The sequence below is a fragment of the Mycobacterium paraseoulense genome (assembly GCF_010731655.1).
Taxonomy (GTDB): domain Bacteria; phylum Actinomycetota; class Actinomycetes; order Mycobacteriales; family Mycobacteriaceae; genus Mycobacterium; species Mycobacterium paraseoulense.
The window spans coordinates 1,186,030-1,199,336 of sequence record NZ_AP022619.1 but is presented as its reverse complement, the minus strand read 5'-3'; the positions used below and the strand labels follow the sequence as shown (position 1 = coordinate 1,199,336).

12 protein-coding genes and 1 pseudogene are annotated in these 13,307 nt (G+C 67.6%); 10 read left to right on the top strand and 3 right to left on the bottom strand.

Annotation, left to right across the window (positions count from 1 at the left end):
• Positions 1–2 precede the first annotated feature (2 nt).
• Positions 3–959: a 5'-3' exonuclease gene (locus G6N51_RS05240; protein ID WP_083172754.1), complete on the bottom strand. Its 957-nt coding sequence runs from the start codon at positions 957–959 to the stop codon at positions 3–5.
• Positions 960–1,005: 46 nt separating this feature from the next.
• Here G6N51_RS05240 and G6N51_RS05235 point away from each other — a divergent pair, with 46 nt between their 5' ends.
• The 6 genes and pseudogenes from G6N51_RS05235 (at position 1,006) to G6N51_RS05210 (ending at position 8,775) form a co-directional block, all read left to right on the top strand.
• A complete protein-coding gene (locus G6N51_RS05235) occupies positions 1,006–2,133 on the top strand; it encodes a M24 family metallopeptidase (RefSeq protein ID WP_083172693.1) in 1,128 nt (375 codons plus the stop codon).
• A gap of 35 nt (positions 2,134–2,168) precedes the next feature.
• Positions 2,169–4,436 carry an alpha/beta hydrolase-fold protein gene (locus G6N51_RS05230; RefSeq protein WP_083172692.1) on the top strand — a complete coding sequence of 756 codons (2,268 nt, stop codon included), beginning with the start codon at positions 2,169–2,171 and terminating at the stop codon, positions 4,434–4,436.
• A 90-nt stretch (positions 4,437–4,526) separates the two neighbouring features.
• Positions 4,527–7,595 (top strand): TNT domain-containing protein, encoded by a 3,069-nt coding sequence (locus G6N51_RS05225; RefSeq protein ID WP_083172691.1) that lies wholly within the window; start codon positions 4,527–4,529, stop codon positions 7,593–7,595.
• A gap of 34 nt (positions 7,596–7,629) precedes the next feature.
• Positions 7,630–8,202 (top strand): hypothetical protein, encoded by a 573-nt coding sequence (locus G6N51_RS05220; RefSeq protein WP_142275013.1) that lies wholly within the window; start codon positions 7,630–7,632, stop codon positions 8,200–8,202.
• Between the two features lie 113 nt (positions 8,203–8,315).
• A pseudogene (locus G6N51_RS29055) lies at positions 8,316–8,496 on the top strand (hypothetical protein).
• A gap of 60 nt (positions 8,497–8,556) precedes the next feature.
• Complete coding sequence (locus G6N51_RS05210) at positions 8,557–8,775, top strand: hypothetical protein (RefSeq protein WP_083172690.1); 219 nt, start codon at positions 8,557–8,559, stop codon at positions 8,773–8,775.
• Positions 8,776–8,809: 34 nt separating this feature from the next.
• Here the strand turns inward: G6N51_RS05210 and G6N51_RS05205 are convergent, their stop codons facing one another.
• Entirely contained in the window at positions 8,810–9,223 is a 414-nt protein-coding gene (locus G6N51_RS05205) for a F420-dependent biliverdin reductase (protein WP_083172689.1), read from the bottom strand.
• A gap of 35 nt (positions 9,224–9,258) precedes the next feature.
• Here G6N51_RS05205 and G6N51_RS05200 point away from each other — a divergent pair, with 35 nt between their 5' ends.
• Genes G6N51_RS05200 through G6N51_RS05185 form a run of 4 tightly spaced genes read left to right on the top strand, consistent with a single transcriptional unit; the run spans position 9,259 to position 12,654 of the window.
• A complete protein-coding gene (locus G6N51_RS05200) occupies positions 9,259–10,008 on the top strand; it encodes an SDR family NAD(P)-dependent oxidoreductase (RefSeq protein WP_083172688.1) in 750 nt (249 codons plus the stop codon).
• Positions 10,005–11,177, top strand: a complete 1,173-nt coding sequence (gene cbiE / locus G6N51_RS05195; protein ID WP_083172753.1) for a precorrin-6y C5,15-methyltransferase (decarboxylating) subunit CbiE — start codon at positions 10,005–10,007, stop codon at positions 11,175–11,177. The genes G6N51_RS05200 and cbiE overlap by 4 nt, the downstream gene beginning before the upstream one ends.
• The gene (gene cobM / locus G6N51_RS05190; RefSeq protein WP_083172687.1) at positions 11,174–11,929 is read left to right on the top strand and encodes a precorrin-4 C(11)-methyltransferase; all 756 of its coding nucleotides are present in this window, start codon (positions 11,174–11,176) and stop codon (positions 11,927–11,929) included. Before cbiE ends, cobM begins: the two co-directional genes overlap by 4 nt.
• Positions 11,926–12,654: a cobalt-precorrin-6A reductase gene (locus G6N51_RS05185; protein WP_163750883.1), complete on the top strand. Its 729-nt coding sequence runs from the start codon at positions 11,926–11,928 to the stop codon at positions 12,652–12,654. The genes cobM and G6N51_RS05185 overlap by 4 nt, the downstream gene beginning before the upstream one ends.
• Here G6N51_RS05185 and sigC read toward each other — a convergent pair.
• Positions 12,651–13,208: an RNA polymerase sigma factor SigC gene (gene sigC, locus G6N51_RS29050; RefSeq protein ID WP_232078526.1), complete on the bottom strand. Its 558-nt coding sequence runs from the start codon at positions 13,206–13,208 to the stop codon at positions 12,651–12,653. The two genes, G6N51_RS05185 and sigC, sit on opposite strands and share 4 nt — an antisense overlap.
• Between the last annotated feature and the right edge of the window lie 99 nt (positions 13,209–13,307).

Here is a 13,307-nt window from a genome sequence, read left to right as displayed (position 1 = left end):
CGTCATCCCGGCAGCGCGTCGAGCGCCTTCTGCAACCGGGCTATCGACGACCCGACGCCCAGCCGCGTCGCCAGCTTGGCGGTGCGCTGCGGATCCTCGGCCGCCAGCGGTAGTGCGTCGGTCGGGGCCGACAGGCTGACGGGCGCGTCGGTGGCCACCCGGACCACCCGCCCCGCGGCCTCGATGTAGTCGGTCGCCCCCAGCAGTTTCGAGCGCAGCCCCTTGGCCATCGTCGACTTCGGGTCCTGGGCGGCCGTCAGGATCTGGTCGAGCGAGCCGTGCTGGGCCAGCAGCGTCGCCGCCGTCTTCTCACCGACACCCGGCACGCCCGGCAGTCCGTCGGACGGATCTCCGCGCATGAGGGCGAATTCGGCGTAGGCCGGTCCGGCCCGATGTGCCGGCAGGCGGTAACGGTCGGCTACCTCGGCCGGCCCGAACAGGGTGGCTTTCGTCAGCCCGCGGCCCAGGTAGAGCACGCGGACCGGGACCGGATCGTCGGACACCACCTGCAGCAGGTCGCGGTCTCCGCTGACCACCACCACCGGGTCACGCCGTTCGCGGGCGGCCAGCGTGCCGAGCACGTCGTCGGCCTCGAAGCCATCGGCGCCCGCGGTCGGGATCCCGAAGGCGTCCAGCAGCTCCATGATCATGTCGATCTGCGGCGTCAGGTCGTCGGGGACCGCTTCGACGTCCGGTTCGCCCTCGGGTTCTGGCTCCGCGACGCGATGGGCCTTGTAGGACGGGACGAGGTCGACGCGGAACTGCGGCCGCCAATCCAGATCCAGGCAAACGACCAGCCGGCCGGGGCGGTGCTGATTGATCACCACGGCCATCGAATCGATGAACCCGCGCACGGCGTTGACCGGCCGGCCGTCGGGGGCGGTGATCGAGGACGGCACCCCGAAATACGACCGGAACCACATGCTGGCCCCATCGAGCAGCACTAGCGGTGCGGACATGCGGCTATCCTGCCAGCGCCGTCGCCACGCGGTTAGCCTGGCTGCCATGGAATCCGATCGGTTCGACGCCGGGGTGTATGCCCGCCGGTTGGCCGCGGCGGCCGCCGCGACCGCCAAGGCGGGGCTGTCGGGGCTGGTGATCACCCCGGGGTACGACCTGCGCTACCTCGTCGGGTCGCGCGCCCAGACGCTCGAGCGGTTCACGGCGCTCGTCTTGCCGGCGGCCGGCGACCCGGCCGTGGTCATCCCGCGGCTGGAGCTGGCCTCACTCAAGAAATCGGCGGTTGCCGAACTGGGTTTGGCGGTGCGGGATTGGGTCGACGGTGATGACCCGTACCAATTGGTGGGGACGGCGTTGGGGGGCGCCCCGGCCGCGACGGCCGTAACCGATTCCATGCCCGCGCTGCACTTGTTGCCGCTGGCCGGTGTGCTCGGTGTGCTGCCGGTGCTGGCGACCGACGTGATGCGCACACTGCGAATGGTCAAGGAGGAAGGCGAGATCGACGCCCTGCGCAAAGCCGGTGCGGCCATTGACCGCGTCCATGCCCGCGTACCGGAGTTCTTGGTCCCCGGGCGGACGGAGGCCGACGTGGCCGCCGACATCGCGGAAGCGATTGTCGCCGAGGGTCATTCGGAGGTGGCGTTCGTCATCGTCGGCTCCGGGCCGCACGGCGCCGATCCCCACCACGGGTACTCCGATCGTGAACTGCAAGTCGGTGACATCGTCGTCGTCGACATCGGCGGCGCATACGGGCCGGGGTATCACTCGGACTCAACCCGCACCTACAGCATCGGTGAACCGAAACCAGAAGTAGCACAGCACTATTCGGTGCTGCAGCGGGCGCAGCGCGCGGCCGTCGATGCGGTGCGTCCGGGCGTGACGGCCGAGCAGGTCGACGCGGCCGCGCGCGACGTGCTGGCGGAGGCGGGGCTTGCGGGGGCTTTCGTGCACCGCACCGGCCACGGCATCGGACTGTCCGTTCACGAGGAGCCTTACATCGTCGCGGGCAATGACCTGCCGTTGGCCGCGGGCATGGCCTTCTCCATCGAGCCGGGCATTTATTTCCCGGGCCGATGGGGCGCCCGCATCGAGGACATCGTCATCGTGACCGAGGACGGCGCGCTGGCCGTCAATAACCGGCTGCACGATCTGATCGTGGTGCCGGTGGCATAGCATCCGGGGCTCACCGGCGCGTACGTTTGGCCTTGATGTCACTTCTGGATTTGACTCTCCTTCCGATCCGCATCGCACGCCACATCGCCGACACGCTGACGCATCCCGCCGCGACGGCGCCCGCGCCACCGGCCGAACTCGTCGTCGTCGACGGGATGCCCGAGGGGGTGCCGCCGGCGGCCTTGCGCCCCGAACCGCAACTCCCGGCGCCGTCGGGATGGCCGTTCGGCGAGGAGTTTCCACGCACCTGTGGCGCAGGCCGCATGGCGGGCGGGGCCCTGTTTTGGACCGACTTCCTGTATGACGACCACGGCGCAACGGGCCTGCCGATCGGCGACCTGAAAGTGCAGGTGCCCCCGCGCGGCACCTACATCTATCCCGACGGCCCGGCGGCGCGCAACGGCGCCGACATCTTCCGTGCCGCGATCGGGCTCACCGCCACCCACACGTGGTGGCGGATCGACTGGAACACCTTGCTGGACGCGTCGATCCCCATCGCGCTGTTCACCCTCGACACCGACCCCGTCCGCACCGCGCCGGAGCAGTGGCCCGCCGGGGCCGGGGTGCGTTCGATCGGAATCGACATGGCTCTGCTGATTTCGGGCAGTGGCGCCGCGCTGATCGACCTGATGACCGGATCCACGACGCCGGTACAGCACAGCGTCGACATGGGATCGCGAACGTTTCTGGCCCAGGTGCCGCGGGCTGTGCTGGAGCCGGCCGGCGCCTGGACGGTGCGGCTGGCAGCGGGACTGGCCAACCCGGCGGGGGACGGGTTCGCCGACGTGCCCGCCGAGCACGGCGCGCTACCCGGGCAGCCCAACGTCTACAACGTCGCCTTCCGCGCCAACGAGCAGGAGCCGCCCCACCTGAACTTCTGGTCGGATTCCGCCCAGGCCGCGGCCCTGACCGCCGGCGACGTGTCGAAGTTCGCCGTGACGGTGGAATGGGCTCGGCTGGCGGCCGACGAGACCTCTCCCGAGCCGGTGATCACCGGACCGTCGACGCGGTGGTACGTGTCCTCCGTCGAGCTGGGCCAGGGCTTGGAACGAGGGTGGGCCGCCGACGATATCTTGAGCACCAAGCCGCAGTTCCTCGGTCGGGTGCAGCCGTATTCGGTGTGTCTGCCATCGAGTTTCAAGCCGGGCCGGCCGCTGCCGTTGACCCTGCTGCTGCATTCGCTTGCCCTGGGGCAGAACCAGTTCGCCGCGATCGACCCGCGTCTGCTGCACCAAGTGTGCGAGGGCCGCGACTCGGTGGTGATCACGCCGCTGGCCCGCGGACCGTCGACGTGGTACTTCGACACCGGAGAACTCGACGTGTGGGAAGTGTGGGCGCGCGTCGCCGAGCAACTGGGCACCGACCCCAACCGCACCGTGATCTCGGGTTACTCGATGGGCGGCTATGCGGCCTACAAGCTGGGATTGACCTACCCGCAGGTGTTTTCGCAGGCGGTCGTGCTGGCCGGTCCGCCGACGTGCGGGGTGCGGCTGCTTCCCGACATCGATATCCCTGCCGACCTCGACCCGGACTCGCCCTGTGCCCGCGAGGGCGACACGTGGAAGCTGTTGGTGAACGCGCGCTGGCTGCCCTACGTCATCGCGCACGGGCTGGTCGACGAACTGGTGCCCTTCGCGTCGGCCGCCGAGCAGGTGCTCGAACTCGACCGGTTGGGCTACCGGCACCGCTTCACCGTGTATCCGTTCGAGGATCACATCGCCTGGGTGCTGCAGGACAAGTTCGAAGACCCGATCGCCCACATGGAAACCGGCCTGAGGCAGGCAGATCCGGGACACATCACGTTCGCGTGGCACCCGCAGCTGGTGCGCGACGACCTGGGTATCGGGCCGCATCAGGTGTGGTGGTTGTCGGGCCTGACCGCGGACGCGGCCGTGACGGCGCGACGCGGGGCGATCGCCGAGGTCGACGCGCGTTCGTATGCGCGCCCGGACCCGACGCACACCGTTCGGCATCATCGCGGGTTCCTGCTGAACTTCGACCCGACCCCGGGCGTGTACAGCGAACTGGACTGGCGGGTGGGGACGCCGGTGGGTCCGCTGCCCTACCTGACGTTGCGGCTGACCGGCGTCGCCGGGGTCACGGTGGATGTTCAGCGCGCCGGGCTGGGCGCGTTACCGAAGTCGACGATCGCCGTGGCCACCGACACCGCCGCACGGATCACGCTGAGTGCATTGCCCGCCGGGTTCAGCGTGCACCTCGACGGTCAGCCGGCCGAACCGACCCTGGCGGTGTCGGCGGGACGGCACCCCATCACGTTGGCCGCGCGGGCTGTGGATGAATGAGTTGTGCCTGCTTCGTGGCCGCGGCTAGCTTGGGCAAGGCCATCATTGGGTGAATAGCTTCTGCGTGCGGTCTCGACGAGAATTTCGCGCGTGGCTCCGTTGGCTGTCGATCCCGAGGCGATGTTCGCTGCGGGTAGCGCGGTGCAGGCCGCCGGCGAGGGTTTGGCGGCGAATCTGTCGATATTGACGGCCGGCTTTTCCGCGCACACCGGTGTTGACCGGGCGGGCGAAGTGTTCGGCTTGACGTATCAGGAGAAGGCCGAGTCGGTGCTGAAGGCGGCCGCTGCCGCCGTCAACGCTTGCCGCACAAGCGGGGCCGTCATCCAGCAAGGCGCGTCGAACTACTCCCACGTCGAGGCGGCTTCGACGCTGGGCGGCGGAAGCGGAGCTTTAGAGCCACCGTCCCCACCGGCCGAGCTTGCCGCGCCGGGGCCGCCCGGGACGTGGGGGCCCGGCCAGCCGCCCCCACCGCTGTGGTCGCTCGTGCAGTCGTTCGTCCTCGAGGCATGGCCCGATGGTGATGTGGCGGGTCTGCGTGCAGCTGCATCTCGTTGGCGTGCCTTCGGGGCCGCGGCTCACGGTGTGAAGGGAACTCTCGACGCATCGAAGACGCTGTTCGACAGCCAACACATTCCTGAAGGCGAGAACATCGACAACGCTTTGAAGGAAATCGGCTCGTCGACGGCGACCATCGGCGAGCTGTGCGGCTCACTGGCCGACACCGTCGACACGTTCGCGAACAGGGTGGACCACGCCCAAACGGCGATCCGGGATCTGTTGAGTCGGATCGAGTCCCTTGGCGACCTCGGTCACGACGTCATGCTCCTCATCGACGGTGACGCGTGGGATGAGATCAAACAGATCGTCAAGGACATCAACGCGGTGCTGCAGCACCTTGGGCAGGAAGCCAGGGCCTGCGAGGATGCGATCAAGTTCCTCGTGCAAGCGGCCGATCGCGCGGTCGTCGCATGCGAGAAGTACGCGCGCCGCGGGCTCGTCCGATTCCTGGGAGAGAACGTCGGTAACCCCGTCGCGACCGTCGCCGACACCTGGATCAACGGGTATGAGGGTGTCCTCAAAGGTGCGGTTGGCGTGGGGCTGGGCCTCGTCGACCTGAGCCCGCACTGGATCGCTGCCGATCCCCACGGTGCAGCCGCCACCTGGACGGGCTTGGTGAAAAACGCCTGGAAAGAAAGTCTGATCAATGCCGCGGTCAATCCCAAAGAATTCTCAGAAGCGAGGCTGCAGGAGCTGAAAGGCCTTGTGCATGCCAAGGATTGGAGCACGGCTCGCCCGGGATTGGGCGCCGGTGAAGTCGCATTCGACGGCGCCACGCTGATCGCCCCGGGCCTCGGTGAGGCAGGTGCGGCGGCCGATGGTGCGGGAGCCGCTGCACGTGGCGCAGGGGAAGAGGTGGAGGCCGCGGGTGGCGCTGCCGGGCGTGCCGGTGGGGAAGGCGCAGCGGGAGCGCGCGGCGCGCTGACCGACATCACCAAGGCCGGCGGCGACGTGACCAAGAACCTCGAAGGCGCCACCCGTGATCTGCCGGAAATCAAAGCTCCGCCCGCTGGCGGTACTCCTGTCGGTCTGCCATCCGGCAAGCCGCTCGACGCGCCCGTCGAGGCGACGCCGCACCCGCCCGACGCCGCACCGGGTGCGCCGCATGATCGGCCCGCCGCTGCGGGGCCAACGTCCCCGGAGGCTCCGGGATCTGGGGCCGGGAGCGGTCCGCATGAGCCTGCGCCCGGGCCGGCGGGGGGTGCACCACACGATCCCGCAGCGGCTCCACCAGCAGCACCGGCGCCGGCGGGTGGTGTTCCGGACCGGCCCGGTGAGCCCGCGCCCGCTCCGGCGCCGGCGTCAGCGTCCCCAGGTGGCGGCCCCCACGATGCGTTGGCCGCGCCGGGGGAGGCTCCCGCACCTGCTGCTGCGCCTTCGGGTGGTGGTCCGCATGATCCGGGATCGGTTCCCGCTGGGAGTCCCCACGACCCCGTGTCGGTGCCTTCGGGTCGCCCCCATGAATCGTTGCCCGCGTACGCGGGTGATCCGCGGGAACCGATACCGGCCACGGCACCCGGGTCAGCCCCGGCAGCCGTCCCCGCCGCAGTGGGCGATCGAGTGCCAGCGAGCGTGGCGCAATTAGCCGAACATTCGCCGGCGCGTGCGCCAGTAGCGCCGAGCGGATTGCCGGTCGAGGCCGCGCCGGTCGGCGCGAGCACGCCAAGGCCGGCGCCTGCTGTCGCACCCCCGATGTCTACGCCCCATTTCACCGCCATTGGCCGCCCGGCGGAGATGCCAGCGCCGGGTCGCGCGTGGCACGGTCCTGGCGAAGGTGGGCCAGACGGACAGCCGCCGCATGGCGGACAACCTAGCGGTCCCGGCGACGGCGATCCGGCAGGCGGTAAGCCAGACGGACAGCCACCGGACGGTGGCGGTCGGCATTTGGGTAACGGTCAAGATGAGTCGCGCTTTCCCGACGACAGCTCCGAAGGCCGGGACAGGACCTCTCACGAGGGCGATGGCGCCGGTGATGAACCACCTGGGGGGACGGATGTCAGCGGTTCACCCGGGACACCGGTTCCCGAGAAGATTCCGGGCGTCGACTACTCACTGCCCGCGGCGGACGCATTGCGCTTGCTCGAGCGTCCCGGCGCCGAGATCGAACGACTTTTAAGCGGGGGCGTCCCGCACGGGTTGTTGGATGGCTACGAACCGCTAGCTGGCCGAAGCCTAGAAGAATTTAAAGACGAATTCACAATTCAGGGCCCAAATGGTGAGCCTTGGTGGGACTGGGAGGGTCAAGCGCCTCGGAACGGGTTCGCGGGAGAACCCTCAATTGGCAATTGTATTCCGACTGAAATCCGCCTCGACCGCCTGGGCTCAAACGCTGGCGGGTTCTTGTCGCCCGAGGGAGTCCCGTTAGCAGAGCGTGCGACTCCGCCTGGATTGGCCACGCAGTACCATACATTCGAAGGTACGGGTCGAGAAATACCTCCGGGCAAAGATTGGGTTGTCCAACACGGCCCAGCCAAGGAAGCATTCGGTCAGCCGGGCGGTGGCGAACAGTGGATTGTCCTTGATACATCGACAAAAAAGCCCGTCCCTGTAGATGAATTGATTCAGGCTCGACTTCTCAGAGAGATAACTCCACCGAGGTGATATCCTACTTATGGAGATTGAAGGAGTTGGGCCAGTGACGCTGGAAAAGGACGATCCAGACATCCGGGAGCTCATTGCCCGATACAATAAATGGAGAGAAATATACAGTGTTGTCGGAGAGCCGCCTCCCGACGAAGCCAGCTGGGACGGAGGCAGGTTGTACCTCCGTTTTGGTTACCCGCATCCGGACTGGTGGACATATATTCTCGCCGAAAAGAATGATGGGCTGTTTTCGGTGCTCCGTGGATCGACTGAGCGAAGTAGGAGTCTCATAGAATCTCCCAAAGGGAGTTTCTCTCGCTTGTACGATGCGGGAAAATTTCTCATCTATGAAGTAGGGGAATGGCTTCGAATTAGTCGCCGGATGGAGCCGGTTAGTTGGAAGTGGGATGACTCCGGTCTTGATCCTCGAGTAGATCAAGAAGTTCATAGCGACAAGATCGTGAAATATTCGCTGCGGAGCGATTCCGATGCATACTTTATCATGACACGTGGCGATGTGGCTTACAGTCACATCCTTCCCCTCTCCTATGATGAGTTAGATGCTCAGCTTATCGATGGCTTTCCCGATAGCGTCACATCGGGCATCAGCATCGGATCACGTTAATCGCCCAACGGGACAAACGGAGTAGAGCTTTGAAATTCCGTGACGCTTATACCTCGGGGGCTGGCAGATACTCAATTGGAGTCTAGTCAGAGTCAGGCCGCTACTACGCGTCGATACCGGTGAGCAACGGTATCGTAGATTATGAAGAATATTACGAGCTTACGCCGGACCAATACCGTCATTTCCTACGTGACCGGGAAGCTGCGGTCGACTTCATAGACGCATGTCCGAAGGCGAGAGCATGACGACCTTCTTCTACAGAGGCCCGGCAGTAACCGAGGAACGCCTGTCTAAAGGCGGAGTGCGAAATCGTTTGAGCGCCAAGCGAACCCAGAGAACGGCGGATACGGTGTTATGAGTAGGAAAATCGCCGGGAAAATCTTCTCTACGCCCGAAGGGGCCGGCGTAACTCCGCCGACAGCAGAGGAGTTGGCGAAAGCCCGGAAATCCTTCGATGAATTTCAGGCTGAGGTAAATGCGGTCGCCGATGAAGACCGGGCAACCGAAGTCTCGCCGAAGTTCTGGGATGATATTTCAGGGACTGAGTACGACCCTCGGAGAAAAGGCAGTTAGCAAGGGTCCGATATGGCGGATCGGCGGGCGTGGCCTACGTCTCGCCCCGGTCCAATAAACCCGACGAGCCCAGCACGCGCTCCACTTGCACCTCGATGACCACCCGCCGCGGGTTGGGGCGTGGGGTGCGGTAGCGCTGGGCGTACCGCAGTTCGGCATCGCGGACGGCGTCGACATCGCTGTTGACCTTGGACCGGCCCTCCAGCGACAGCCACCGCGCGCCGTCGACCTGACTGAGCACGGCCACCCCGCCGCGGTCGGCGTTCACCGCCTTCTGCGAGCCGCCGGTCGTGATGACCCGCGCGATGTGCGTCTTGGGATCGAAGGTGAAACCCACCGCCACCACATGCGGCGAATTGTCGGCTCGCAGCGTGGTCAGCATGGCCAGATGCCGTTCGGACAGAAACGCCAAAGCATCGTCGGTGAGCCGAGTAGTGGTATTCGCCATCAGAGTCCACGCTAGCGCAGGACATAATCGCACCCGTGGACGACACGGGCGCAGGACCAGTACTGATCCTGGGCGGGCGCAGCGAGATCGGCGTCGAGCTCGCGCGCCTGCTGGCACCGGGAGCGACGGTGGTGCTGGCGGCCCGCAAGGCCGATCAACTCGACGAGCAGGTCGCCACGCTCAAAGTCGCCGGGGCCAAAACGGTGCACACCGTCGAGTTCGACGCCGACGACCTCGCGTCACACGGACCGCTGGTCGACGCCGTCGTCGCCGAGCACGGACCCATCGCGACGGCGGTGCTGGCCTTCGGGATCCTCGGCGACCAGGCCCGTGCCGAGACCGACGCCGCGCACGCCGTGGCGATCGTGCACACCGACTACGTCGCCCAGGTCAGCATGCTCACCCACCTGGCCACAACCATGCGCAACGCCGGAACAGGCCAACTCGTGGTGTTCTCCTCGATCGCCGGCGCGCGCGTCCGCCGCGCCAACTACGTCTACGGCTCGGCCAAGGCCGGCCTGGACGGCTTCGCGAGCGGCCTGGCCGACGCCCTGCATGGCAGCGGGGTCCAACTGCTGATAGCCCGTCCGGGTTTCGTGATCGGACGCATGACGCAAGGTATGGATCCGGCGCCGCTGTCCAGCACGCCCGCGCAGGTGGCCAAAGCGACCGCGCGTGCGCTGGCGAAGGGCCGACGCGCCGTGTGGATCCCCTGGGCGCTGGGGCCCGCCGCCGCCGTGATGCGGCTGCTGCCGCAGTCCTTATGGCGCAGGATGCCGCGATGATCATCGTGGTCGGCATCGGGGCCGACGGCATGGCGGGACTCGCGGACACGTCCCGCGCTGAATTACAAAGGGCGACAATAATCTACGGCTCGAAGCGGCAACTCGACCTGCTCGACGACACCGTGGCCGCGCCCCGCCGGCAGTGGCCCTCGCCGATGCTGCCCGCCCTGCAAACCCTGCGAGACCGCCACGCCGAAGACATCCACGTCGTCGCCAGCGGCGACCCGCTGCTGCACGGCATCGGGGGCACCCTGACCCGGCTGTACGGCCCCGACCAAGTCCGGGTGCTGCCGCACGTGTCCTCGGTGACGCTGGCGTGCGCGCGGATGGGCTGGAACGCCCACGACACCGAGGTGATCAGCCTCGTCACCGCGCCGCCGCACACCGCGGTACGCCGCGGCGGCCAAGCGATCGTGCTGTCGAAAAACGGCGCCACACCCAAGGAACTCGCCGGACTGCTCGACGCGCATGGCCGCGGCGATTCCACGTTCACCGTCCTGGAAAACCTCGGTGGCCCGGCCGAACACCGCCGCGACGCCACGGCACGCCAATGGGCGGGGGAAGGGCCCCACGACGTCGATGACCTCAACGTCGTCGCCATCCGGTACCTGCCCGACGAACGGCTGTCGCCACTGCCCGACGATGCGTTCGTCCACGACGGGCAGATCACCAAACACGGGATCCGCGCGGTGACCCTGGCGGCGCTGGCCCCACGCCCGGGAGAGGCGCTGTGGGACGTCGGCGCGGGCTCGGGCAGCATCAGCGTCGAGTGGTGTCTGATCGGGAGTGGTTGCCGTGCAGTCGCATTCGAGCGCGACGAACGACGCCGCCACAACATCGGGTTCAACGCCTCGGCTTTCGGCGTCAGCATCGACGTCCACGGGGACGCCCCGGAGGCGTTCGGCGGGCTGGAGCCACCATCGGCGATCTTCATCGGCGGTGGCCTGACCCAACCCGGCCTGCTCGACGCCTGCCTCGAGGCCCTGCCGACCCGCGGCCGCCTGGTCGCCAACGCCGTCACCGCGGAATCCGAAGCCCTGCTGGCACAGTCATACTCGCGCCTCGGGGGTCAGCTGCGACGCTTCCAGCACTACCACGGCGAGCCGCTCGGCGGCTTCACCGGGTGGCGCCCGCAGATGCCGGTCACCCAATGGTCGGTGACGAAATGACGGTGTATTTCATCGGCGCGGGTCCCGGTGCTGCCGATCTGATCACGGTCCGCGGCCAGCGGCTCCTCGAAAGGTGCACCACCTGCCTGTATGCCGGTTCCATCATGCCCGATGACCTGCTGGCGCTCTGCCCGCCCGGCGCGAAAGTCATTGACACCGGCCCGCTGACGCTGGACCAGATCATCGCCGAGCTGGCCGACGCCGACGCCGCCGGCCACGACGTGGCCCGGCTGCATTCCGGTGACCCGTCGCTCTACAGCGCGCTGGCCGAACAATGCCGAAGGCTCGACGCGCTGGGCATCGATTACGAAATCGTGCCGGGCGTACCGTCTTTCGCGGCGGCGGCGGCAGCGCTCAAACGCGAGCTCACGGTCCCCGGCGTCGCGCAGAGCGTGACCCTGACCCGCGTCGCCACCCTGTCGACGGCCATGCCGCCCGGGGAAGACTTAACGACCCTCGCCCGCTCCGGCGCCACGCTGGTGCTGCACCTGGCCGCGGCCCAGATCGATGCCATCGTGCCGCAACTTCTCGACGGCGGCTACCGGCCCGAAACCCCCGCCGCCGTTGTCGCTTTCGCGAGTTGGCCGCAGCAGGTGGTGCTGCGCGGCACGCTCGCCGACATCGCCGGCCAGATGCACGGGGCCGGTGTCACCAAGACGGCGGTGATCGTCGTCGGTGACGTGCTGGTCGCCGAGGGATTCACCGACAGCTACCTGTATTCGGCCGGACGATCGCGGGGGAGTAGGCACTGATGCGAGTGCTGCTGCTGGGCGGCACGGCCGAAGGTCGCGCGCTGGCGAAAGCCTTGCACCCTGGCGTCGACATCGTCAGCTCGCTGGCGGGCCGGGTGCCCGACCCCGCGCTGCCGGTCGGCCCGGTACGCATCGGCGGCTTCGGTGGCGTCGAGGGCCTCCGGCGCTGGCTGCTCGACGAACACATCGACGCCGTCATCGACGCGACCCACCCGTTCGCGGCGACCATGACGGCACACGCCGGGCAAGTGTGCGCCGAACTGCGCCTCCCGCATCTGGTCCTGGCCCGCCCGGCGTGGGAGCCGGGCGATGCGACCGTCGTCAAATCCGACCACGAGGCAGCGGAAACCGTTGCAAAGGAACACTTCTCACGGGTATTCCTCACCACCGGACGGTCCGGGACGACGGCCTTCGCGGACAGCGACGCCTGGTTTTTGATCCGCGCGGTCACCGAACCCGACCCCGCGTCATTGCCGCGCCGTCACCAGCTGGTGTTATCCCGCGGGCCGTATCACTACGACGGTGAGCTCGCGCTGCTGCGGGAACACCGCATCGACGCCTTGGTCACCAAGAACAGCGGGGGGGATATGACGAGAGCGAAGCTCGACGCCGCTGCGGCAGTGGGCGTTCCGGTGGTGATGGTGGCGCGACCACCGCTACCGCCCGGGGTCACCGCAGTGAGCAGCGTCGAAGAGGCAGCCGAATGGGTGACGCGGCTGAATTAGCCGGTCAGGTCGTCCCGCTCGGCGTCGGAGGCCAGCAGCGCGTCGCGGGCGCGCGCGACGCGGGATCGGATGGTGCCCACCGGGCAGCCACACACCGCCGCGGCATCGGCGTAGGGCAGCCCGAGTAACTGAGTGAGCAGCAACGCTTCCCGTTGCTCGGGGGTGAGGCTCGCGATCATCGTCGTGACCTCGACCAAATCTTCGAATCCGCGGGCGTGGCGGTCGCCACGCACAACGTGTTCGGGGTCGGCCCCGAGGGCGGCGCGCGGCCGCGACTGCACGTGGCGGATGTGATCGGCCACCACGCGGCGCGCGATGGACAGCAGCCAGGTCCGGGCACTCGAGCGCCCGGAGAACCGCTCGATGGCGCCGATCGCGCGCAGAAAGGTTTCCTGAGTCAGGTCGTCGGCGCTGCCCGCGTCCGACAGATACGTGACGAACCGCCACACGTCTTGCTGGGTGGCTTTGATGAAAGCCTCGAGCGCCCGGTCGTTCCCACGCGCGGCGGCCAATGCGAGCTCGGTAACGGCCTCGTCATCGCTTGACGCGATCATGGCGAACCACCTTTGTTTCGCGGGCTCACTGAGTCTACGACGGTCTGTCGTAGCAGATGCGGCGGGGTCGGAAGCCGATCGGTTGATGGGCCAGAGGTG